Here is a 23,414-nt window from a genome sequence, read left to right on the forward strand (position 1 = left end):
ATTATAAACTTAACAAAATGAAACAATCAGAAGATCTGTCACATTTGAGTAATGAACAACTTGCAAAAAGTTATAATACGGCAAAAGGTATTTTCATTGGATTTATCATCGTTTTTATTTTATTAATTGGCACTGCGGTTTTTATCACACTTACAAAAGGTTTCGGTGTTTTTACAATTTTGCCGGTCGTTTTTATTTCGATACTGGTCGCAAACGTTACCAATTTTAATAAGCTAAAAGCAGAAATGAGAAGCAGGAATCTGCTCAATTAATTTTTCTTAAATAAATAAAAAAGCTTCCAAAATATGGAAGCTTTCATTATTTGATGTTATATTCTCCAAATACTTATTTGATTCAACACCTGAATTACTTTCAAATTGAATTTTACAATTCCGATTCCGATTATCTGGCGGGAAACATCTTCACTGTAAAGTTGGACTTCAAATTGTTATAGACAAGTAAATATTCCAAAATGAAAAAGTCGGACAACTTATCACAATTATCAAATGAAGAATTATTAAAAACCCTTAAAAATGCAAAAACTCAGTTTATTTGCTTTATGATATTTTTCGTCCTACTGGTAATCGGTTGTAATTATTTTACGGTTACCAAAGGATTTGGTTTTTATACAATGATCCCTGTCATCTTTATTCCGATTATCATCGGTAATATTTTCAGTTATGGAAAAATCAAGCAGGAAGTCACAATTCGGGAATTATTGTAACCGGGTTTTTGCCAAAATAAATAAAAAGCTTCCAAAACTGGAAGTTTTTCTGTTATGCTAAGCCATGCGCATGATTCAATTAGACCATGCGCATGAATTGATCAACTCATGCGCATGACTTTTATAAAACATGCGCATGTTTTTTAAGCACTCATATTTTTATTAAGTTAAGACTAAAAATAAGATCTTATAAACCTCAGTTTATGTGTATGTTTATTCTGATCTTTATTGAAAATCCCTGATGAATCCAGGCTGTCGATTCTCACCTTTCCGTGTGCGTGGATGATTTTCTGATCGGCCAGAATGAAGCCAACGTGAATAATCCGTCCTTCCGAATTTTCAAAAAATGCCAGATCGCCCGGTTTTGCTTCTTCTATGAATGTCAAAGCTTCTCCAAGTTCGGCTTGCTGATAAGTATCTCTCGGGATTTTGATGCCGTGTATTTTATAAATGATCTGCGTAAAACCGCTGCAATCGATCCCAAAAAAGCTTTTCCCACCCCAGAGATATGGAACATTCAAAAATTCTTTTGCACAGTTCACGATGCTTTCGCTGAGATCTTTGCCACGCGTTGGCGAGCTGGTTTCAAAAGTCACTTCTGATCCCATTGACAACAATGTTTTTCCGCTTTCCGTCATTGTCGATTGGAAAGGTTCTTTGATCAGATTGATTTTCCTTGAAGCTAAATATTCATCCGAAACAGGCGTGATTTGTTTCGTATCCATCCAAGCTTCATAATTATCATAATGCGTCCGGATTCTTGTCCAGTTATTGGAAACGTCTATGATGTCGGCAGATTCGCCGTACAAAAGCTGTGTTACGATTTCACTTTTGTCGGAGCAGTCTGCTCTCAGCGGAGCGATGGAAACATTACAAATTCCTTTGTTCATTTTCTATGGATTACAAATTTAAAAGTACGAATTTTATTTCTTTCTGATGAGATGCAATCCGTCTCGCAAAGGTAAGATTAGATTTTCGAAATCGGGATCTTCGGATACTATTTTGTTAACCAGTTTGATCTGTTCTGTTGATTTATCTTTTGCACTTTCCTGAATCACTTTTCCATGCCATAAAACATTATCGACAAGAATAATACTGCCGCTGACAAGATTAGGTTTGATAAGTTCAAAATAAGTCAGATAGCTTTCTTTATCGGCATCAATGAAAACAAGATCCCATATTTTGTCCAGCTTTTTGATCTCTTCTTTTGCATCTCCGATGATGAATTCAATTTTGTCCTTATATTCGCTTTCTTCAAAATATTTTTGAGGAAGATAGGCGAGATCTTCATTTTTGTCAATGGTGTATAATTTTCCGTCTTGTGGCAATCCTTCTGCAATGCTGAGCGCAGAATAACCTGTGAAAGTTCCGATCTCAAGGATGTTTTTAGGCTTTATCATATTGGAGATGATACTTAGCAGACGACCTTGCAGATAACCGGAGATCATACTGGCGTGTGTGGTTTTCTGATAAGTTTCTTTTCTAAGTTTTTTTAGGATTGCCGGTTCTTCGGAAGCGTTGTCTTCCAGATAGCGGTCCATTTCTTTGTCTAATTCTTCGAAGTAACTCATTGGGAGTTCAGAGTTTTTGGTTTAAAGGTCAAAGTTAACTATTTACGACGAAAGTTGTATGAATGTTGAATCTGCAGCCCGGCTTGAACGGAGCTCATTTTTTGTTGCTGGAAAAGCTTCGGCAAAAAATAGCGGGAGTGGAAGACGGATAAAGCTGCCCAAATAAAAAACCTCATCATTTCTGACAAGGTTTATTTTATGAACTTTGAATGAATCAATTATCATTCATCATTTATCATTTATTTCTTAACCGGCGCAATGTCCATCAATTTCATGAACTCATCCAGCTTTGGCATAATGATGATCTCCGTTCTACGGTTTTCGCCACGTCCGGAAACTGATGCGTTGGTTGTTTTAGGATTGTATTCCGATCTACCGCCAGCTGTGATTCTGTTAGGATTCACGCCAAATTGGTTTTGTAGAACTTTTGCCACCGCAGTTGCTCTAAGTGCAGAAAGATCCCAGTTGTCTTTTGGCGCAGTAGCACTTGTAAGAGGTGTATTATCAGTATTACCCTCGATTAAAACACTGTAAGTATCATAATCGTTGATCACTTTGGCAACTTTAGCCAAGACGTCTGCGGCAGCCGGCTGGATATCATATTTACCAACCTGATAAAGCATTTTGTCTGATAATGAGATCAATACAACACCTTTCAGAACTTTCACATCTACATCCTGGTCTGCGATGTTGTCAAGAGAACGTTTCAGCTTGTTGGATAAAGCGAGGTTCAAACTGTCGTTTTTGCTTTTTCCGGAGATCAATTGCTTGATGTAAGAATTGGAAGCGTTGATCTCACCAACCAGTTTATCAATATTTGCAGAACCTTTTCCTGCGTTGGAGAGACAAGCGTCAAGACTGGATTTCAGGGCGTTGTTTTGACCCATAAGCAGATCATTTTGTCCTTTAAGAGAAGAGTTTTCACCTTTCAGATCCTGAATTTGTCTTAATTTTTCGCCTGCGTCTGTAATACACTGTTGATAGTTCAGATTAAGGGCGTCGAATTGTTTTTTGCTGACACAAGAGGTAAGGGAAAGTCCCATTACGGCGATTGTCAGAATTTTAAATAATTTCATAAGTATATATTTATTGTTTTTTTATTGGTCTTATGCAATCGCTAAAATGTTATTGTTAAATATACAAAATTACAAGATCGCGATTTCATGTGTAAATAATTTATTTGTTTTAAGTTTTTATGATTTCGCAAATATCTGTTATCCTGTAATTGCTTGTCTTAGTCGTTTCAAAAGTAAGAATTAATAAACGTATATTTGTGTTTATAACTTAATATTTCGTTATAAAATTGTGTTAAGTCTCTTAAAATTTCAAAACGTTCTTGAGCAATTACAACCTCAGTTGCAGCAAAAAACATACCTTTTAGCAGTAAGTGGAGGTGTTGATTCTATGGTTTTGGCCGATTTGTTTCAGGTTTTGGATTTTAAATTTGAGATTGCACATATCAACTATCATCTTCGTAATGAGGATTCTAACCTGGATCAGAAGCTGGTTTCAGATTTTTGTCATAAACACAAAATTCCTTTTCATTTGTATGAGGTCTCAGAGAAAGATAACAAACCGGAAAATTCTATTCAGAATTGGGCGAGAGAATTGCGTTACCGGTTTTTTCGGAAAATCCAAAAAGAGCAAAATCTCGAATATATTGTAACGGCGCATCATCTCAACGATCAGCTGGAGACGTTTATTATTAATCTTTCCAAAGCTTCAGGCATAAAAGGTTTGAGTGGAATTCCAGCGAATGAAAATAATATCATTCGCCCGCTTCTCAGTTTTTCTAAGGATGAAATTTATGAATTTGCAAAAGAGAATAAAATTGAATTCCGGGAAGATAAATCCAATCAGAAAACCGATTATCTAAGGAATAAAGTTCGACACAATGTTGTTCCGGAATTAGAAAAAATCAATGCTAATTTCCTTCAGAATTTTTCAAAAAGTATGGAGATTCTGAATCAGACTAAAGATGTTCTGAATGATTTGATTAATGAAAAAATTAATGGTTTTGAGTTGAATGTTGAAACCGGACAAACAATTATTGATAAAGAAAAATTCTCTAAAGAATCAGATTTACTTCGTTTTGAAATATTGAAAAGATACGGTTTTACAGATGAAAAAGAAATGAAGAAGATCTTTACAGCGCAGACTGGAAGTGTTTTTTATGTAGGTAATTTTCAATTAATCATCAACAGAAATGAATTGATTTTAGCACCAAAGTATGATTTTACTAAGGTTGAAGAAATCTTTCTTGAAATTAATGAAAATGAAATATTGATTCCCGAACACATTAAAAAAGAAATTAAACCGTTTGGAAATTGCAATTGGAAAATCGACCAAAATAAAATCGAATTACCTCTCAAGTTGAGAAAAAAAAGAGAAGGAGATATATTTTTCCCTATCGGGATGATTGGCAAAAAGAAAGTCTCTAAGTTTTTTAAGGATGAAAAATTGTCTATTTTAGCCAAGCAAAAAATCTGGCTTCTTTGTGATGCTAATGAGCAGATTATCGGGATTTTACCTTTACGGCAAGATGGAAGGTTTGAATCAATTGATAATTTTGAGACAGAATTAATTTTAAAAATATAATATTAAACCACAAAGAGCACAAGGATTTCACTAAGCGCACAAAGTTGTGTCCTTTGTGCAAAAAACTTTGTGAACATTGTGGTTAATAAATAAATAAATTAAAAATGAAAGATCCAAAACTAGTGTTATCTACACTTTTTATATTTATAATTACAATCTTCAACGCCCAAATTAAAAATCCTGTCAAGTTCAAGTTTGATATGGTTTCTGTTGGAAAAGACGAATATGAAGCCGTATTGACCGGAACAATTGAAGACAAATGGCACATCTATTCCAAAGATCTGCCGCCGGATTCCGGGATTCCGACCGAATTTAAAATAAGTTCAAAAGACGGTATTCAATTGATTGGGAAAGTGACAGAAGTTGGTAAAAAGCATGATGAATTTTCCGAGGCTTTCGGTGCTCAGATCGTTTATTATTCCGACCAAGTGGTTTTCAAGCAGAAGTTCAAACCAAAAGATCCGTCGAAGCTATCAACAATCACAGCTGAAATTATGTATCAAACCTGTAACGATAGGGTTTGTCTGGCTCCAAATACTTTGGAATTCGAAAAGCAAATTACAGCTACTTCAAGCTCTGAAACTAAAATTACGGAAACTAAAACTGGCGGAGCAGATAGTATTTCTGTTCCGGTTCCAGAATCAAAAACAACGGTCGCAACGGTTTCTACATCAAATACTGAAAAACAGGAAGGTTTAAGAATCAAATCTTTGGACTTCAAAAATCCTTTGACCAATTGCGGAACTGTTCAGCAGAAACCAAATGATGACAATTGGCTGGTTCTTGGACTTGGTTTCCTTGGTGGATTGATTGCATTGCTTACGCCGTGCGTTTTTCCGATGATTCCGTTGACGGTTTCATTCTTTACAAAAGGAAATAAAAACAAGGCAAAAGGAAAACGAGATGCGTTTATTTACGGGTTTTTCATTTTGTTGATTTTCGTTTTATTGAGTATTCCGTTTCATATTATTGATGGAATTTCGGGTAATATTTTTAATCAGATCTCGACCAACATCTGGCTCAATTTATTCTTTTTTGCCATATTTTTATTCTTTGCTTTGAGCTTTTTCGGCTATTACGAGATCACATTGCCAAGCTGGATTGCAAACAAATCTTCCAAAGCTGAGGAAGCCGGCGGATTGATCGGGATTTTCTTTATGGCTTTGACCTTGGTTATCGTTTCATTCTCCTGTACAGGTCCCATTTTGGGAAGTTTACTCGGAGGAGTTGTTGCCGGAGCGACAAATGTTCCAACACTTTTGACCTTCGCTTTGGGTGGATTCGGATTAGCCTGGGCATTGGTTTTCGGATTGTTGGCGTTGTTTCCACAAGCACTTCAAAGTCTGCCAAAATCTGGAGGCTGGATGAATACTGTGAAAGTTGTTCTTGGTTTCATCGAGTTGGCTTTGGCTTTAAAGTTCCTTTCAAAAGCAGATCTGGTTTCCAAAACATTCTTGTTGAAAAGAGAACTTTTCATTGGACTTTGGATTATCATTGCAATTGGATTGGTTATTTATCTTTTCGGAAAAATAAGATTTCCTCACGATGACAAAAAACCGAAAATTAGCTTAGGAAGAAGGATTCTAGGCGTTTTTGGGATTGTGTTTGTCGGATATTTAATTCAGGGATTGATTCCTTCCGAGAAACCAAAATTGCAATTGTTGAGCGGAATTTTACCACCCCTTAATGTCAGCTATTTCCACAAAGAATCAGACGGAATATTAGGATTAAAACCTTATCACAATTATTTCGAAGCGATAGAAGCGGCAAAGACAGAAAACAAGCCTGTTTTGATAGATTTCACAGGATACGGTTGTGAGAATTGCCGAAAAATGGAGGAATTTGTCTGGAGTCAGGATGATATTTTGCCGATGATTCAGAATGATGTGATTTTGGCTTCGGTTTATGTAGATGATAAAGAGGAACTGCCAGAAAATGAACAGGTTAAAATTGATATGGGCGAAGGTCAAATGAAAAAGATCAAAACTATTGGTGATAAATGGAGCCTATTCCAACAGGTTAATTTCAACAATAATTCCCAGCCGCACTATGTTTTGGTAACGCCGGATCAGAAAGTGATCAACATTCCTGTTTTCGGGATATATGCCCAAAGAAGAGTTCAAAAAGTTCCTGAAATGTGGCATTGATTTTTATAAGAATAAGTAAAGAATTTTTAAAACCACAAAAGACAAAAAAGAATAAATTGATTTAAGTATAAAAAAATATTTTTAACTTTTGTAGTTAAATAAAACAATAACAATATGGATTTTAGAGACGCTAAAATAGAAGATATCAAACAGATGCAATTGGTTCGCAATTCTGTAAAAGAGAATAAATTATCGGACCCAAATCTAATAAAAGACGAAGATTACGAAGCTTTTTTAACCAACAAAGGAAAAGGATGGGTTTGCGAGATCAAAGGTCAGATTGTTGGCTTTGCTGTCATAGATACAGTAGAAAATAACGTCTGGGCACTGTTTGTGGCTCCAAGATATGAAGATCAGGGCATAGGAAAACAACTGCATAATATGATGCTGAACTGGTATTTCCAGCAAACCAAAACACCTGTCTGGCTGGGAACGGCACCCAACACAAGAGCAGAAAAATTCTACCGTTTAGCCGAATGGAAAGAAGTTGGAAAACACGGTAAAAATGAAATCAAATTCGAGATGACTTATGATCAATGGATGAATTCGTAATTCTGTGAATAGTAATTTTATATATAATTGAAATAATAGGTACAAAATTTGTATTCAAAAATCCATAATGATGACAAATCGTTATGTATTTCTTGTTTTCAATACTAACTATTAAATTTTAAAGCTATGGCCGAAATTCAAATCAAAGAGCAATCTAACGGAAAGAAAACCCAAAACAAAAAACCAATCCGCGTGGATATGACGCCAATGGTGGATCTGGGATTTTTACTGATCACTTTTTTTATGTTCACTACCAATTTTTCAAAACCGAATGTTATGGATGTCGGATTGCCGGCAAAAGGTCCTCATCCGCCAACTGACATTAATATCAAAAATCAAATCACATTTATTTTAGGAAAAGATGGGCGTGTATTTTATTATCAGGATGAAAAGAAAAATCTAAATGATAAAAGTTTGACAGAAGTTTCTTTCGACAAATTTCAAGTGGCAAAAACTATCGAGGCAGCAAAGGCAAATGCTATAGATGAAAAAAAATTTACTGTCATCATAAAACCGGCGGACGATTCCCAATACAAAACAATGGTCGATATGCTGGATGAACTGGCAATCACAAAATCAGAACGTTACGGAATCTCCGAACTCAACGATAAAGAAAAAGAATTGTACGAAAGTAGAATTCAGTAAAAATTAAAGAATATTTTATAAAGAGTGTCTGCCAGACGCTCTTTTTTATTTATTTTAGAAGAAAATTTAACCAATGAAAAAACTTTTCCTGATTATTATTTTACTCTCAATTATTTCCTGCAAAAAATCTGCAGAAACCAATGTTTCTAGAATTGACAGTTCAAAAATAATCGACTCTATCAATATTGCAAGAACAAAAATTAATGACAGTATTTTGAGTCACGACCGTTTCAAAGATTTGGAAGGAACTCACATTTTGAAGCACGATATGATAGAAGGAGAAGGGAAAGTGACATTTTTAAAAATTGGCCGCGATCAATATAAAATATCAGGCAATAACTCGGTGGGAAAGAACTTTGTTGATATTGAAGGAACTGCGAAAATGACGTCTGCAAAAAATCTTAAATTCGAAGGAACTATCACCCAAAGTATTTTAGATTATGACAATGGAAAACAGGATGTCAGAAAAGGCAAGAAAAACTTTTCTACAAAAGATGGTGGAAAAACTTTCAAACTTCACGAATCTATTAATCATTCGGGTTTTTCTGACGGAATTATAATTAAATTTTAAAATGATGCTCAACTACGAAATTGAAGGAAACGGACAGGAAACTTTGGTTTTACTCCACGGATTTATGGAAAATCTCTCCATTTGGGATGATATGAAGCCATTTCTCTCCGAGAAATTCCAATTAATAAAAATCGATTTGCCGGGCTTCGGAAAGTCAAAAGTCATTGCAGAAATCCAGACGATGGAACTGATGGCAGATGAAGTGAAAAAAGTAACGGATCATTTGAAGTTAAGCCAGTTTCATTTGCTGGGACATTCTATGGGCGGCTATATTTCTTTAGCTTTTGCAGAAAAATATCCTGAGAACCTGAAATCCTTCACCTTATTTTTCTCAACCTATTTTGCCGATGACGAGGAGAAGAAGAAAACCAGGACCAAAGGCCTCAGAATCATCAAAGAGAATTTCCGTGCTTTCGCAAACGCCGGGATCCCTAATCTTTTCAACCCAAACGAACACGATATTCTGGAATCTAAAATAAAACTGGCAAAAGAAGTGGCTTACACATCGTCCGTAGAAGGCGTTCTCGCTTCACAAAAAGGAATGATAGAACGTCCTGACAGATCCGGGGTTTTAGAAAACTTCGAAGGGAAAATTCTGGTTTTATCCGGCAAGCACGATTCGGCCGTCAACTCAGAAAAAACGATTAAAAATCTTCCTGATAATACCAACATCAAATCCTACGTTCTGGATTGCGGACACAACGGCCATTGGGAAAAACCCGAAGTATGCGCTGCGATCATCAACACAGAACTATTACATCATTTACCAAAAAAATTCGTACTCTAAAATGGAAATTATCTCAAAAACACTTACCGCAATCGTTGCATTAGAACACCTTTACATCCTTTATATGGAAATGTTTGCGTGGGAAACGCTCGGCAAAAAAACCTTCAGAGCCTCACTTGCAGACGATCTCTTCAAACCAACCAAAAAACTCGCTGCCAATCAGGGTCTTTACAACGGATTTCTCTCGGCAGGACTCATTTGGAGTCTCTTTATTTGTGACCAGATTTGGGCAAAAAATGTAGCAGTATTTTTTCTTGGATGCGTGATTGTTGCAGGGATTTACGGTGCAATTTCAGCCTCTAGAAAAATATTTTTCGTTCAGGCTTTGCCGGCGATTATCGCGTTGATTTTCGTTTTGCTGAGATAAGTTTTCAGTAGCTGTTTCCCGCTGTCCACTATATCTTTTTTGCCATTGCGAACGACGGTAAGATATTGATCGATGCTTTTCAGCGCAATGACAAAAAAGGATGCCGTTCCCATCGGGGCTATGGGCTTTCTGGGAATCAGATTTTCCCAATATAAAAACAAATATTTGTCATTCCGTAGGAATCTCGACAGCCTTGTTTAGATTCCTACGGAATGACAATATTATGCTTAAAGAATTATGATTAAAACTCCTCCGCCTCAATTTTTTCTTTAAAATCCTCAATCGTTTCCTCCATCGGTTTGAAATATTTCCCACCGGAAGCATTGATATGTCCGCCGCCATTAAAATGTTTTCTCGCAAACTGATTGGTGTCCACAGAATCTTTGGAACGGAAAGAGATCTTGATAAAATCCTCGTAAAGATCTTCCATAAAGAAAACTGCCATTTTGGTTCCGAGAACGCTGAGACCATAATTCACAAAACCTTCCGTATCGCCTTTGTCAAAACCATATTCTTTCAGTTCATCACGTTTCAGCCAAAGGATGGCCACTTTACCATCTTTTGTCAGTTCGATTCTGCTGAGAACTAAGGAAAGCAAATGCAGTCTGGAAATGGTATTCGTGTCCCAGGTGTTGGAAGTAATGATTGCCGGATCTGCACCTTTTTCGATAAGATCAGCCACGATTCTGTGGGTGCTTGCACTGGTAGACCGGAATCGGAAACCACCTGTATCGGTCATTATTCCGGTGTAAAGACATTGTGCAATATCAAGATTCACAGACTTTTCGTCATTGTTAGCCTGAATAAAATGATATACCATCTGGCAGGTCGCCGGAATCGTGGTGTCAGAATATACATAATCGAATTTTTCCGGCATCTGATGATGATCGATCAGGATTTTCTTAGCTTTAGCTTTTGTTACCCAATCACCTAAAAGCCCGATTCTCGTTGGTGAATTAAAATCCAGGCAAAAGATAACATCTGCGTTATAAATCGCTTCGCCGGCTACTTTTCTTTTGTATTCTCCAATCACTATTTTCTTTGCTTCCGGCATCCATTTCAGGAATTTTGGGAAGTCGTTCGGAACGATTACGGTTGCTTCTATTTCTTTCATTTTAAGATAATGTTTCAGTCCTAGAGAAGAGCCAATGGCGTCGCCGTCTGGGTTGTGGTGAGTTACGATGACGATATTATTTTCCGGAACGAGAAGCGCATTGATCTCTGAGATTTCTTTAGCTGTAAACATTAATGATGATTTGAAAAGTAAAGTGCCAAAGGTAAAACATTAAATAAAAAAACCGGCTCAAATTTGAACCGATTTTTGATTTGCAATAATTATTCTTTTTATTGCTTAATAATTTTCTGAGTTTCTTTGTTGTTCAACTGGATGAAGTATGTGCCAGTTTTAAAATTCCGCATATCAATATTCAGAGTTTTCACATTCTCATCTTTTTTGTCATAAACCAGTTTTCCAGATGAATCAAATATTTTTGCCGAAGTTATATCGGTAGAATAAGTAACGGTTAAAATATTTTTTACTGGATTAGGGGCAAGAACAACTTTAAATAATTCATTTTCTTTTGTGCCTAGATTTATCGATTTAAAATGGATTTCCTGGAATATTGCGTTACTAATGGTCAAAGTTTTTTCATTCCCATTATTTACAATGGTGTAAAAATAGTTTGTGTCCTTTATAAAGAAACTACACAACAATCCGAAAAACTGGTTGACCTCACCATTATCACCCCAGTAGTCTGCCAAAGTACAAGCTTTATCATTCACTTTAAACATGTTTTCCCCACTATAAGTCAAATTGGCAGAAACAGTATTGAAAAAAGATAAATTGACTTGCGAAGAGTTTGAATTAAATTGAGTAAGCTGTTGATATGGCATTGGTGGAGGAACTTGATCATTAAACGTTTCTCCAACAACTTTGGTAACTTGCCAGTTTGTGTTTAGTAACCCAGCGTTTTGTGCGAAGAATAAATTGGCTGCAAAAATAAAAAGTAAAGTTTTTTTCATAGGTTAAAAATTTTATTGACTATAAAGTTAAAAATATTTTATGAATTATAATATAACCTGTTGATATATTTAATGTTACGATTTTAAAAGTCTTAGCTTAAAAATTCCGTAACTTTGCTGCAATTTCAATCACAGGCTTTTAATCTAATTTCTAAAGTCTTTTATCTAAAAACTACCAATGCACAAAGCAGGATTTGTAAACATCGTCGGGAAACCAAATGCCGGAAAATCAACCCTTCTCAATCAATTGATGGGGGAGAAACTAGCAATTGTTACTCAAAAAGCACAAACAACCCGACACAGGATTTTCGGGATTTATAATGAAGAAGATCTTCAGATCGTATTTTCCGATACGCCGGGTGTTCTGGATCCAAAATACGGGTTGCAGGAAAAAATGATGGATGTCGTGAAGGATTCTTTGCAGGATGCTGATGTTTTCCTGTTTATTGTTGATGTGACGGATAAAGCAGAACAGTCAGAATTCCTGATTGATAAACTGAACAAAATTCCTGTTCCTGTTTTGTTATTATTAAATAAAATCGATCAGACCAATCAGGAAGCTCTTGAAAAAATAGCAACCGATTGGCACGAGAAAATACCTAAGGCAGAGATTCTTCCGATTTCTGCCCTTAATTCTTTTAACACACACGTGATCCTTCCGAAGCTGAAAGATATGCTTCCGGAAAATCCGCCTTATTACGATAAAGAAATGTACACCGACAGACCGGAACGTTTTTTTGTAAATGAAGCGATCCGAGAAAAAATTCTTTTGAATTACGACAAAGAAATCCCCTATGCTGTAGAAGTGGTTACGGAGCAGTTTAAGGAAAAAGAAGGCATTATTTTTATTGATTCTATAATTTATGTAGAACGTGATACTCAAAAAGGAATCATTATTGGCCACAAAGGCGAAATGATCAAAAAAGTAGGTACAGAAGCACGTATAGATCTGGAAAAATTCTTCAGCAAAAAAATACATCTCAATCTTTTTGTGAAGGTCAAAAAAGACTGGCGGAAAAATGACAGAGACCTCAAAAATTTCGGTTACCGTTAAAATCATTGCAAATCCTTTTCTATAAAGGATTTTTTTGTAGCTTTGAATGAAGTATTTTTTAAAAACACACAATGAAAAATATAAATTCAGCCAAGCCCAATTCCAATCTGATAGATGTATTGATATTGATAGTGAGGGTTTTTGTAGGCTTATCTATGTTGACGCACGGCATTCCAAAACTGGAAATATTAGTCGAGAATAATCATATCCAATTTATGAGCTTTCTTGGGATGGGATCTATTTTTACAATGGTTTTAGTCGTTTTTGCAGAGTTTCTATGCTCGGTTCTTATTATCTTGGGATTATTTACAAGAATTGCGTGTATCCCGCTGATGATCACGATGCTGGTGGCTTGTTTTGTAGCGCACGGCTCTGATCCTTACGAAGCAAAAGAACTCAGCGTCCTGTACTTTTTCTTATACTTTATAATTTTGATCTTGGGATCCGGAAAATTCTCAATAGATAATTTGATGACAAAAAAGCAGGACGTCTATTAATCAAACCATTGGCTTACATAATCCCGGATGATAATCCAGAAATTCTTCCCGAGAAAGTAGATTAATGTAGAAGTGATGATTCCTTTTACGGTAAAAAAAATAATGCCGCCAATCCCGAACTTCTTCAACAAACTTTTCCACTTCGGAACTTTTTTTTCTCCATCCTGAATCTGCTCTTCCATTTTTTATTTTTGTCAAAAATAAGAAAAATTCCACAATTTAGATTCATTCAAAATAATTTAACTTTCTAAGTGAGTTCAAAGATTTGAATTTTCAAACGTTTCTATATTTTTACTAACGATTGTTAGTTTTAAATTTTGCCGGTCAAAATATCTTTTTATCTTTAGAGACTTCAAAAATAAAAACTTTATGTCCTCAATTTCAATATCAGAAAGCCTAAAAAGATTAGGTATTTCAACAGAAAACAACGGAACTTCCACAGGATCAGAATTTTTCTCTTCCGGTGAAAATATACAAAGCTATTCTCCTGTTGACGGAAATCAGATTGCTTCCATCAAAACTTCGGATGCCAACGACTACGAAAAAGTGGTAGCAAAAGCACAAGAAGCTTACAAAGAATTCAGACAAATTCCGTCTCCGAAACGTGGCGATTTGGTTCGCCAATTTGGTAACAAACTAAGAGAATATAAAGACGATCTGGGAAAACTAGTTTCTTACGAGATGGGAAAATCATTACAGGAAGGTCTTGGCGAAGTTCAGGAAATGATTGATATCTGCGATTTTGCAGTTGGATTGTCGCGTCAGCTTCACGGTTATACAATGCATTCCGAAAGATCCGGTCATAGAATGTACGAGCAATATCATCCTCTGGGAATTGTGGGCGTGATTTCCGCTTTCAATTTTCCGGTTGCCGTTTGGGCCTGGAACGCTTCTCTGGCTTGGATTTGCGGTAATGTTGTCGTTTGGAAACCGTCAGAAAAAACACCGCTTTGCGCCATTGCTTGTCAAAATATTTTTGCAGAAGTTGCTAAAGAAAACGGACTTCCCGAGGGAATTTCAAACTTAGTAATTGCTGATCATCAAATTGGTGATAAACTGGTAAATGATAAAAGAATTTCTCTAGTTTCTTTCACAGGTTCTACCAGAGTTGGAAGAATTGTTGGGCAAAATGTGGCAAAGCGTTTCGGAAAATCGATTTTGGAATTAGGCGGAAACAACGCCATCATCATTACAGAGAATGCGGACATCAATATGAGTATTATAGGAGCAGTTTTCGGTGCGGTTGGAACGGCTGGACAAAGATGTACTTCTACAAGACGTCTCATCATCCACGAATCTGTTTACGATGAAGTGAGAGATCGATTAGTAAAGGCTTACGGACAATTGAAAATCGGAAATCCATTGGACGAATCCAATCACGTTGGTCCGCTCATCGACCAATCTGCAGTAAAACAATATCAGGATTCCATAGAAAAATGTAAAGCTGAAGGCGGAAAATTCGTAGTTGAAGGTGGCGTTTTGGAAGGCGAAGATTATACTTCCGGCTGTTATGTAAAACCTTGCATTGCCGAGGTCGAAAACAATTACGAGATCGTACAACACGAGACTTTTGCACCAATTCTTTATTTGATCAAATATAAAACTTTGGACGAGGCAATCGCTTTACAAAACGATGTTCCCCAAGGATTGAGTTCTGCAATTATGACTCAGAATCTGAGAGAAGCAGAATTATTCCTTTCAAATAACGGTTCGGATTGTGGCATCGCCAACGTGAATATCGGAACTTCCGGAGCAGAAATCGGTGGTGCTTTTGGTGGTGAAAAAGAAACCGGCGGCGGACGAGAATCCGGCTCCGATGTCTGGAAATATTATATGAGAAGACAGACTAACACTATCAATTATACAACCAGTCTGCCTTTGGCTCAAGGGATTAAATTTGATTTGTGATTTTGATTTATACGATTTTTCACGATGATGAATAAATTTTCTTTTATAATTATTTTTTGTTTCACATTTTTTTCTTGTCAGGAAAAATTCAATATGCCTGAATACGAAGATGTGATGATGACTTCAAATACATATAATCTACCGTTCAATATCAATTATACAATCAACACTTTTCCTAAAAATCTTCAACGTGTAGTTCAGAAAAAAGAAGATGAAATTTTGAATATTTTGGAATACGACAAATCTGGAAATCTCATATTTAAATATTACAGACAATTTGTGGGCGAAAACTGGAATGGAAAATATTTGACAATTATTGAGAGAAATAAATATGACAATAATAACAAAATGATTCAGACAACCATATTGCATTCCAACACAGGAGCGGATAATAATTTATATGAATACGATGTTGCAGGGAATTTAACGGCTGTATTGAAAACACATATTGAAGCGTCTGGAACCAATAATAATCCTTGGAGATATGTTGAAAACATAAAAGATTGTACTGATTTTGATGAAGATAAAAATGTTAAAAAAATTCAACGAAAGAAGGATTACGGCAAGGAAATGTTTGAATATGATTTTGAAAAAGATGAAGTGAAAAATTATTTTTATGAAGGAAAGAAAAAGCTCACAAATTTTTATTTATACAAATTTGAAAAAAATAAGTTAATATCAAAAATTTTTTATGAAGGAGATAATATAGATTATACAAATTCTTATTTTCTTTCTTATGACCAAAATATTTCTACAAAAACACTATATGATGTCAACAAAAATATTTCGCAAATAATTAAAGAAACAAATGATTCAACTTTGAAAACTATTGAAGATGAAGGAAAAGAATATCATTATTTGCAAAAGAAAATTTTCAAAGGAAAAGTTTTGATTTCTTTATATAATAAAAATTATGATAATAATGAAGAAGATAGCGAAAACTATGAATTAGATGAATATAATTTGCCAGTAAAAATGATTTATCAATCTGCAAGTGAAAATTACACAGTTGTTTTCAAAAACAATTATACATTTTATCAATAGTAATTTTTTTCATATAATTTCTAATAATTTAAAACAATATGAATATAACAATGACCGAAAATAAAGTAAAAGAAACACTCGGCAAACACATCCTTGCAGACGGTTTCGATTTTGTAATGGATTTTGAAAAGTCCCACGGTTCCTACATTGTAGACCGATTGACAGGCAAGGAGTATCTCGATATGTTCTCTATGTTTGCTTCGGCAGCCGTTGGTTATAACCATCCTTACATTTTGGAAAAAGCCAATTGGCTTGGGAAAATGGCGATTTACAAACCGACTCTTAGTGATGTTTATTTGCAGGAATATGCAGATTTTATGGACGTTTTTTCCAGAGTTGCGATCCCGAAAGAACTGCCTTATTGCTTTTTCGTAGAAGGTGGCGCTTTGGCCGTAGAAAACGCTTTGAAAACCGCTTTTGACTGGAAAACCAGAAAAAACTGGCAGAAAAATATTGATAAAGAAGCGGGAATTGTCATTCATTTCAAGCAGTCTTTTCACGGGAGAAGTGGTTACACATTGTCATTGACAAACACTTCCGACCCAAGAAAACACCAGTATTTTCCAAAATTTGACTGGCCAAGAATCACCAATCCAAAACTGAATTTCCCAATCACAGAAGAAAATCTGGAAGAAACCATCAAGCACGAACAAATGGCTTTACTCCATATTCAGGAAGCGATTTTGTCGAATCCGGATCAGGTGGCGTGTATCATCATCGAACCAATCCAAGCAGAAGGCGGCGATAACCATTTCCGAAATGAATTTTTCGCTGAATTGAGAAGAATCTGTGACGAAAATGAAATCCTTTTAATCCTTGACGAAGTCCAAACCGGAATCGGAATGACAGGAAAAATGTGGGCTTTTGAGCATTTGGGAATTATTCCGGATGTCATTTCTTTTGGTAAGAAAACTCAGGTTTGCGGTATCTTGGCTAACAAAGAAAAGCTGGACGAAGTGGAACATCACGTTTTCCAGGAGAGCTCCAGAATTAATTCAACATTCGGCGGTAATTTCATTGATATGCTTCGTTTCCAATTGGTTTTAGAAATCATTGAAAATGAAAATTTGGTAGAAAATTCCAACGTTGTCGGAGAGTTTTTATTAAACGGATTGAAACAATTGGAACACAAATATCCGGAACATATTTTTGCAGCCAGAGGAAAAGGATTGATGTGTGCATTCGACCTTAGAGATCACGACAGCAGGAACTGGCTGAGAGAGAAACTTTATGATGAAGGCATTATCGTTTTGACATGTGGCGACCAGTCGATCAGATTCCGTCCGCATCTTAATGTAACAAAAGACGAGATACAGATTGTTTTAGATAAAATAAATTCATTATTTGAGAATTTAATATAAAGAATTTCGGATTTTGATATTTTTTTTATAAATTGCTATGCTTAATAAAAATCAAAATCTGAATTATGGATGCAACAACCAGAGTCTCTGTTTACGAAAGCAGCAGCCCACAGGAGATCCAGCTGATGAAGTCTAAGCTGGAAGATGCAGGAATAAAATGCGATGTTGAAAACTCTTATCTTAGTTTTCTTTCGACTCCTACTGCAACCAACACTTTTATTAAAGTTGATCTTCGAGACGAGAAGAAAGCGTTTGAGATCATCGATGAGTATTTAAAATCAAGTCAAAATTGATTTCATATTTTTAAATTTTACGTTTTACAGAAGTCGGGCTCAAATTTATTTGAGCCCGATTTTTATTAATTTTAAATTAAATTTTGTTGATAATCTACAAAATCATTATCATTGCAGAACAAAAGGGGGATTAGCTCATCTGGCTAGAGCGCAACACTGGCAGTGTTGAGGTGGTCGGTTCGATCCCGATATCCTCCACAAGTCCTTGCAGTTATTATTGTAAGGATTTTTTATTTTATCTTCATTCAAAATTTCTTCAGAATTGGATCTGTACATTAGCAAAATGATCTTAATCAAAATATAATTATTGATGAAAATTCTAATCATTGAAGACGAAACTGAATTGGCAAAAAGCATCGCACAATATCTTGAAGGAGAAAACTATCTGTGTGAATTTGCTTCCACTTTTAATGAAGCGATGAACAAGATCGAGGCTTTTCAGTATGACTGTATCTTACTCGATATTATGCTGCCGGATGGTAATGGTCTTACAATTTTAGAAGAACTGAAAAAGCAGAATAAACAGGACGGTGTCATCATTGTTTCTGCCAAAAATGCACTGGATGATAAAATAAAAGGCCTGCAGTTGGGGGCAGATGATTACCTCACAAAACCTTTTCATCTTTCTGAATTGATGGCGCGGATCTATTCTATTATCCGCAGAAAGCAATTTAACAATTCCAATATTGTAAAGCAAAACGAACTTCAGATCGATCTTTTGGCAAAAACAGTAACAATTAATAATGAAAATATTGCGCTTACAAAAAAGGAATTTGATTTGTTGATTTATTTTATCGGGAATAAAAATAAGGTGATCTCCAAAAGTACTTTGGCAGAGCATCTTTCCGGTGATTTTGCCGATATGCTGGATAACCACGATTTCGTCTATGCACACGTCAAAAATCTTAAGAAAAAACTTTACGATGCAGGTTGTGATCATTATCTCAAAACTGTTTACGGAACAGGTTACAAGTGGATTTCCGATTAATTATTAATTGTGAATAGTTAATTATAAATTATTAAATTTATACTACAGAAAACTCAACTTTTGCAGCCATTACTTAGCAAAACTACCAAGCCATTTATTATTTATGTCCTCATTATCTTGGTCATCAGTGTTCCTGTATATTATTTTGTGGTGGATGCAATCTGGAAACATGAGCTGGATGAGCATAACGAAATTGTATCCGAGAAAACATCTTCTCAGCTTAATAGCTTAAAATTATCAGACAAACAATTGATGGAAACGATCAGGTTTTGGAATGATATCCAGCCAACTACAAATATTCAAATCCTGAAAAAAAATGATGATCTTAAAGACAGCATTTTTATGGTAGAAAAACAGCATGATTTTCTGAATTTTGAAGATATAGACAGGTTTAGAGGTCTTTCTAAAATTATTTATCTTAACAAAAAACCTTTTCGTTTTCATATAGAAACCAATATTGAAGAATCCCAGGAAACCATATTTTTCATCTCTGCGACTACTGTTTTTCTCTTTATTTTAATTGTTGCAGGTTTATTAATTCTGAACAGGAGATTGTCAAAATCTATCTGGAAACCATTCCGGGCAACACTGGATAAACTCAAAACTTTTAACCTGAATCAGCAGACGAAAATCGAATTCAGTAAAACAGATATTTCTGAATTTGATGAACTAAATCAATCTTTAAGCAAATTAATAGACCAGAATATTTCTGTTTACAAAACGCAGAAAGAGTTTACAGAAAACGCCTCACACGAGTTACAGACACCTCTTGCAATCCTGAAAAACAAGCTGGATGTTCTTTTGCAAAACGAAGATCTTACAGAGAAACAATATCAGATTGCCGAAGAAATGAACAGAGCTTTGTCCAGAAGTTCGAGAATCAACAGGAATCTTCTTCTTTTGGCCAAAATTGATAACAGTCAGTTTGACAATTCAGAGATCATTCGGTTCGATACTTTGCTGGAACAATGTATTGCAATCTTAAAGGAACATTTTGAACAGAAAAATATTTTCTTAAAAACTGACATTTCATCAAACATACAAGTGAAGGGAAATAGCAGTTTGATGGAAGTTTTGGTTAATAATTTGATTCTGAATGCCATCCGACATACACCTTCTGATGGGATTATTTCTATAAAATTGACAGACTCTGTTTTTGAAGTTTCCAATTCCGGAAAAGAAAAACTGAATGAAGATCTGCTATTCAAAAGATTCTCCAAATTGTCAACGGACAACCGTGGAAGCGGTTTGGGACTGGCAATTATCAAACAAATTTGTATCCTTCAGAATTGGAAAATCAATTATCGATTCGAAAATGATCAACATTTTTTTTCCATTTGTATTGAAAATTAAGAAGAGAAAATTAATATAAAAAGAAATTCAAGATTTCTTCTAAATTAAAGTTTTACTTTACACGTTCAACAAAGTGTAATTATGAATCTAAAAACATTCTTTGCAAAATTATTGAAAGGCAGGTTTTCACTACTGTTTTCTATTTTAAGTTTATACATCGTTTTATCATTTATCGTTAGAGTAACTTTATTGATCTGGTCGGCAAAAGATGCAGATTTTAATTTGCTTTATATTTTAAGGGCATTTTTTACAGGATTTGTCTTTGATCTTACAATGGGATTGTTGTTTTTGATTTTATACGCTGTTTACCTTTTATTTTTTCCAAAACGATTGATCGGATCTTTGTTTGACAAAGGTTTTACCTACTTTTATTTAGGCTTAATCCTTATTATCATTTATTTCAGTCTTTTGGCAGAAATCCCTTTCTGGGACGAGTTTGGCGTTAGATTCAATTTTATTGCAGTAGATTATCTGATTTACACTTATGAAGTTTTTTCAAACATCAACCAATCTTATCCTTTGCCCCTGATTGCAGTTATTTTAATAGGATTAATCGTCTTGACTTTTGCCTTATTTAAAAAATTACAAATTTTCAAAAGAACTTTTTCAGATAAAAGTCCTATTCGCAAACGTGTTGTTTTTGCAGTTCCTGTTTTGGTTATTGCTTCGGTTTCAGGACTTTTGATGAAAAACAAGCAGGCAGACTTCAGTAATAATCTTGTGGTGAATGAATTAGGGAAAAATGGGGCATTTTCTTTTATATCAGCTTATAAGTCAAACGAATTGGATTATGAAACATTCTATCCGAAGCTTTCGGAAAAAGAAGCTTATTCGGTTTTGAAGCATCATCTTTTACAGGAAAATCAAAATTATACCACTACAAAACATGAAGATATTTCCAGATTAACGCGGGGAAATCAGGAACAAAGACCTAATATCATCTTAATCACAATAGAAAGTTTCAGTGGAGAATTTCTAAAAACTTTCGGAAATAAGGACAATATAACCCCAAATTATGACAGACTTGTAGACCAAAGTATTTTCTTCACAAACCTTTATGCAACCGGAACCAGAACTGTTCGCGGGATGGAAGCTTTGACACTTTCCGTGCCTCCAACTCCCGGAAACAGCATTGTGAGAAGACCGAACAACCAGAATTTATTTTCAGTTTCCACGATTGTAAAAGAAAAGAATTATCAGCCTTATTTCATTTATGGCGGTGATGGCTATTTTGATAATATGAATAATTTTTTCGGAGGTCAGGGCTTTGATATTGTCGACAGAAACAGAGGAAACGCCTTGTCTGATGATATCAAAACAAAACGTTTCCAAATCCCTGATAACGAAGTCACTTTTGAAAATGCCTGGGGAATCTGCGACGAGGATCTTTATAAACAATCGATAAAATACGCCGACAAAAGTGCCAAAGCAAACAAACCGTTTTTTCAGTTTGTGATGACGACTTCCAACCATAAGCCTTTCACTTTTCCCAAAGGAAAAATCGATCTTCCACAAGGTGACAGAAATGCTGCTGTTAAATATACAGATTATGCTTTGGGAAAATTTCTTGCTGATGCAAAAACAAAATCCTGGTTCAAAAATACAGTCTTTGTAATCGTGGCAGATCATTGTGCGAATAGTGCGGGAAGATGGGAAATTAATATCGCTAATCATCACATTCCTGCTATCATCTACAATCTTCCTCAACAAAAACCGGAAAAAATCAACCGCCTGACTTCACAGATAGATCTGATGCCTACTTTGTTTGGTTATCTGGGGTGGAATTATGAAACAAGTCTGTACGGAAAAGATATTAATCAAACCAAATCGGGCGATGAACGTGCTTTTCTTGGAAATTACAGAACTTTGGGAATGCTGAAGGGGAATCTTTTTATGCAAATCGATGACCGCAAAAGGGTAAAACAATTCAGAGTGTCTGGGAAAAACCAATGCATAACAGAAATTAAATCAAAAAATGAAGATTTGGTTTCCGAAACTATTTCTTATTACCAGACTGCCAGCGAAAGATTTAAGAACGGCAAAATGAAGGCGAAGAAATAGAGGTTAACTATTCTAAATTTCTTCTAAATCAAATTGCAATTTTGTGTCAGTAATCAATCTAACAGACACGAAATTCAATCATGAAAATTCTCTTATCAGGTTTACTTTTAGTCATTCTGAGCTTTCAGAAAATCAGTGCGCAAGATAGTCTGACAATTAATAAAATTCAGGACACTACAATTATTTCAAAATCAAATATCGGGGACAAGACCCATCAGTTCAGTTATAAAAAGCTGATTATTCCGGCGGTTTTTATTTCTTACGGTATTACCAGTCTAACTGTTCCGGGATTGAAAAATCTTAATTCTTCTACCCAGTTTGAGATTTCAGAACATAAGCCGGATCACATCCGATTGGATAATTATACACAATTTGCGCCAGGTGTTTTGGTTTACGGTCTGAATGCTTTTGGTGTCGAAGGAAAGCACAACCTCCGCGACAGAAGTATGATTTACGGAACCTCATTATTAATTACATCTGCATTTACGCTTCCATTAAAACATCTTGTGAAAGAAGAAAGACCCGATGGATCAAACAATTTATCTTTCCCTTCCGGTCATACGGCGATGGCTTTCGCATCTGCCCAATTTATGTTCAGAGAATATAAAGATACCAACTTTATGTTGGGAATTTCCGGTTACTCATTTGCGGTTTTTACAGGCGTTTACAGAATGTTGAATAACAAACATTGGTTTGGTGATGTTGTTGCTGGCGCGGGTTTTGGGATTTTGTCAACAGAAATGGCGTATTGGTTATATCCCAAGATCAATCAACTTTTAGGTAGTAAAAAAGAAAAATCACAGACGATGATTATGCCTTTTTATCAGAATAGAAGTGTGGGAATCGGGTTGGTAAAGAATTTTTAGAATCC

General features: G+C 35.3%; 25 protein-coding genes and 1 tRNA gene. 20 read left to right on the forward strand and 6 right to left on the reverse strand.

Annotated elements, in window-relative coordinates:
• Nucleotides 1-17 precede the first annotated feature (17 nt).
• Complete coding sequence (locus tag ACFJGY_RS06745) at nucleotides 18-272, forward strand: hypothetical protein (protein ID WP_379969364.1); 255 nt, start codon at nucleotides 18-20, stop codon at nucleotides 270-272.
• Nucleotides 273-472: 200 nt separating this feature from the next.
• Entirely contained in the window at nucleotides 473-724 is a 252-nt protein-coding gene (locus ACFJGY_RS06750) for a hypothetical protein (protein ID WP_379969366.1), read from the forward strand.
• A gap of 173 nt (nucleotides 725-897) precedes the next feature.
• On the opposite strand, the gene ACFJGY_RS06755 is transcribed toward ACFJGY_RS06750, so the two are convergent.
• The 3 genes from ACFJGY_RS06755 to ACFJGY_RS06765 form a co-directional block, all read right to left on the reverse strand.
• The gene (locus ACFJGY_RS06755; RefSeq protein ID WP_379969368.1) at nucleotides 898-1,614 is read right to left on the reverse strand and encodes an NlpC/P60 family protein; all 717 of its coding nucleotides are present in this window, start codon (nucleotides 1,612-1,614) and stop codon (nucleotides 898-900) included.
• A gap of 33 nt (nucleotides 1,615-1,647) precedes the next feature.
• Nucleotides 1,648-2,295: an O-methyltransferase gene (locus ACFJGY_RS06760; RefSeq protein ID WP_379969370.1), complete on the reverse strand. Its 648-nt coding sequence runs from the start codon at nucleotides 2,293-2,295 to the stop codon at nucleotides 1,648-1,650.
• Nucleotides 2,296-2,534: 239 nt separating this feature from the next.
• On the reverse strand, nucleotides 2,535-3,371 hold the full coding sequence (locus tag ACFJGY_RS06765) for a flagellar motor protein MotB (protein ID WP_379969372.1): 837 nt from the start codon (nucleotides 3,369-3,371) through the stop codon (nucleotides 2,535-2,537).
• Between the two features lie 229 nt (nucleotides 3,372-3,600).
• Between ACFJGY_RS06765 and tilS the strand changes: the two genes are divergently transcribed.
• The 7 genes from tilS (at nucleotide 3,601) to ACFJGY_RS06800 (ending at nucleotide 9,962) form a co-directional block, all read left to right on the forward strand.
• Nucleotides 3,601-4,893: a tRNA lysidine(34) synthetase TilS gene (gene tilS / locus ACFJGY_RS06770; RefSeq protein ID WP_379969374.1), complete on the forward strand. Its 1,293-nt coding sequence runs from the start codon at nucleotides 3,601-3,603 to the stop codon at nucleotides 4,891-4,893.
• Nucleotides 4,894-4,997: 104 nt separating this feature from the next.
• Nucleotides 4,998-7,040, forward strand: coding sequence for a cytochrome c biogenesis protein CcdA (locus ACFJGY_RS06775; protein ID WP_379969376.1), 2,043 nt, complete (start codon nucleotides 4,998-5,000; stop codon nucleotides 7,038-7,040).
• Nucleotides 7,041-7,154: 114 nt separating this feature from the next.
• Complete coding sequence (locus tag ACFJGY_RS06780) at nucleotides 7,155-7,592, forward strand: GNAT family N-acetyltransferase (RefSeq protein ID WP_379969378.1); 438 nt, start codon at nucleotides 7,155-7,157, stop codon at nucleotides 7,590-7,592.
• A gap of 126 nt (nucleotides 7,593-7,718) precedes the next feature.
• Nucleotides 7,719-8,237: an ExbD/TolR family protein gene (locus tag ACFJGY_RS06785; protein ID WP_379969380.1), complete on the forward strand. Its 519-nt coding sequence runs from the start codon at nucleotides 7,719-7,721 to the stop codon at nucleotides 8,235-8,237.
• Nucleotides 8,238-8,310: 73 nt separating this feature from the next.
• Nucleotides 8,311-8,808, forward strand: coding sequence for a hypothetical protein (locus ACFJGY_RS06790; RefSeq protein WP_379969382.1), 498 nt, complete (start codon nucleotides 8,311-8,313; stop codon nucleotides 8,806-8,808).
• Nucleotides 8,809-8,812: 4 nt separating this feature from the next.
• A complete protein-coding gene (locus tag ACFJGY_RS06795; protein WP_379970131.1) occupies nucleotides 8,813-9,595 on the forward strand; it encodes an alpha/beta fold hydrolase in 783 nt (260 codons plus the stop codon).
• A gap of 1 nt (nucleotide 9,596) precedes the next feature.
• Entirely contained in the window at nucleotides 9,597-9,962 is a 366-nt protein-coding gene (locus tag ACFJGY_RS06800; protein ID WP_379969384.1) for a DUF1304 domain-containing protein, read from the forward strand.
• A 241-nt stretch (nucleotides 9,963-10,203) separates the two neighbouring features.
• Here the strand turns inward: ACFJGY_RS06800 and ACFJGY_RS06805 are convergent, their stop codons facing one another.
• Nucleotides 10,204-11,208 (reverse strand): bifunctional oligoribonuclease/PAP phosphatase NrnA, encoded by a 1,005-nt coding sequence (locus ACFJGY_RS06805; protein WP_379969386.1) that lies wholly within the window; start codon nucleotides 11,206-11,208, stop codon nucleotides 10,204-10,206.
• Nucleotides 11,209-11,306: 98 nt separating this feature from the next.
• The gene (locus ACFJGY_RS06810) at nucleotides 11,307-11,984 is read right to left on the reverse strand and encodes a T9SS type A sorting domain-containing protein (protein WP_379969388.1); all 678 of its coding nucleotides are present in this window, start codon (nucleotides 11,982-11,984) and stop codon (nucleotides 11,307-11,309) included.
• Between the two features lie 178 nt (nucleotides 11,985-12,162).
• On the opposite strand from ACFJGY_RS06810, the gene era reads away from it, so the two are divergent.
• Together era and ACFJGY_RS06820 are read left to right on the forward strand one after the other, a co-directional pair.
• Entirely contained in the window at nucleotides 12,163-13,038 is an 876-nt protein-coding gene (gene era, locus ACFJGY_RS06815) for a GTPase Era (RefSeq protein WP_379969390.1), read from the forward strand.
• A 71-nt stretch (nucleotides 13,039-13,109) separates the two neighbouring features.
• Complete coding sequence (locus tag ACFJGY_RS06820; RefSeq protein WP_379969392.1) at nucleotides 13,110-13,535, forward strand: DoxX family protein; 426 nt, start codon at nucleotides 13,110-13,112, stop codon at nucleotides 13,533-13,535.
• On the opposite strand, the gene ACFJGY_RS06825 is transcribed toward ACFJGY_RS06820, so the two are convergent.
• Nucleotides 13,532-13,717 carry a hypothetical protein gene (locus ACFJGY_RS06825; protein WP_379969395.1) on the reverse strand — a complete coding sequence of 62 codons (186 nt, stop codon included), beginning with the start codon at nucleotides 13,715-13,717 and terminating at the stop codon, nucleotides 13,532-13,534. The two genes, ACFJGY_RS06820 and ACFJGY_RS06825, sit on opposite strands and share 4 nt — an antisense overlap.
• A 187-nt stretch (nucleotides 13,718-13,904) precedes the next feature.
• On the opposite strand from ACFJGY_RS06825, the gene ACFJGY_RS06830 reads away from it, so the two are divergent.
• From ACFJGY_RS06830 to ACFJGY_RS06870, 9 genes are all read left to right on the forward strand, one after another.
• Entirely contained in the window at nucleotides 13,905-15,443 is a 1,539-nt protein-coding gene (locus ACFJGY_RS06830) for an aldehyde dehydrogenase family protein (protein WP_379969397.1), read from the forward strand.
• Between the two features lie 279 nt (nucleotides 15,444-15,722).
• Nucleotides 15,723-16,487 (forward strand): hypothetical protein, encoded by a 765-nt coding sequence (locus tag ACFJGY_RS06835; protein ID WP_379969399.1) that lies wholly within the window; start codon nucleotides 15,723-15,725, stop codon nucleotides 16,485-16,487.
• A gap of 38 nt (nucleotides 16,488-16,525) precedes the next feature.
• Nucleotides 16,526-17,848 (forward strand): L-lysine 6-transaminase, encoded by a 1,323-nt coding sequence (gene lat / locus ACFJGY_RS06840; RefSeq protein WP_379969401.1) that lies wholly within the window; start codon nucleotides 16,526-16,528, stop codon nucleotides 17,846-17,848.
• Nucleotides 17,849-17,913: 65 nt separating this feature from the next.
• Entirely contained in the window at nucleotides 17,914-18,141 is a 228-nt protein-coding gene (locus tag ACFJGY_RS06845; RefSeq protein ID WP_379969403.1) for a DUF2007 domain-containing protein, read from the forward strand.
• A gap of 124 nt (nucleotides 18,142-18,265) precedes the next feature.
• Nucleotides 18,266-18,339, forward strand: a tRNA-Ala gene (locus ACFJGY_RS06850).
• A 112-nt stretch (nucleotides 18,340-18,451) separates the two neighbouring features.
• Nucleotides 18,452-19,129 carry a response regulator transcription factor gene (locus ACFJGY_RS06855; protein WP_379969405.1) on the forward strand — a complete coding sequence of 226 codons (678 nt, stop codon included), beginning with the start codon at nucleotides 18,452-18,454 and terminating at the stop codon, nucleotides 19,127-19,129.
• Between the two features lie 60 nt (nucleotides 19,130-19,189).
• Nucleotides 19,190-20,482, forward strand: coding sequence for a sensor histidine kinase (locus tag ACFJGY_RS06860; RefSeq protein WP_379969407.1), 1,293 nt, complete (start codon nucleotides 19,190-19,192; stop codon nucleotides 20,480-20,482).
• An 81-nt stretch (nucleotides 20,483-20,563) separates the two neighbouring features.
• Nucleotides 20,564-22,543, forward strand: a complete 1,980-nt coding sequence (locus ACFJGY_RS06865) for an LTA synthase family protein (protein WP_379969409.1) — start codon at nucleotides 20,564-20,566, stop codon at nucleotides 22,541-22,543.
• An 80-nt stretch (nucleotides 22,544-22,623) separates the two neighbouring features.
• Nucleotides 22,624-23,409, forward strand: coding sequence for a phosphatase PAP2 family protein (locus ACFJGY_RS06870; protein ID WP_379969411.1), 786 nt, complete (start codon nucleotides 22,624-22,626; stop codon nucleotides 23,407-23,409).
• The last annotated feature ends 5 nt before the right edge of the window (nucleotides 23,410-23,414 follow it).

The sequence above is a fragment of the Epilithonimonas sp. UC225_85 genome (assembly GCF_042695135.1).
In the GTDB taxonomy this organism is placed as follows: Bacteria; Bacteroidota; Bacteroidia; order Flavobacteriales; family Weeksellaceae; genus Epilithonimonas.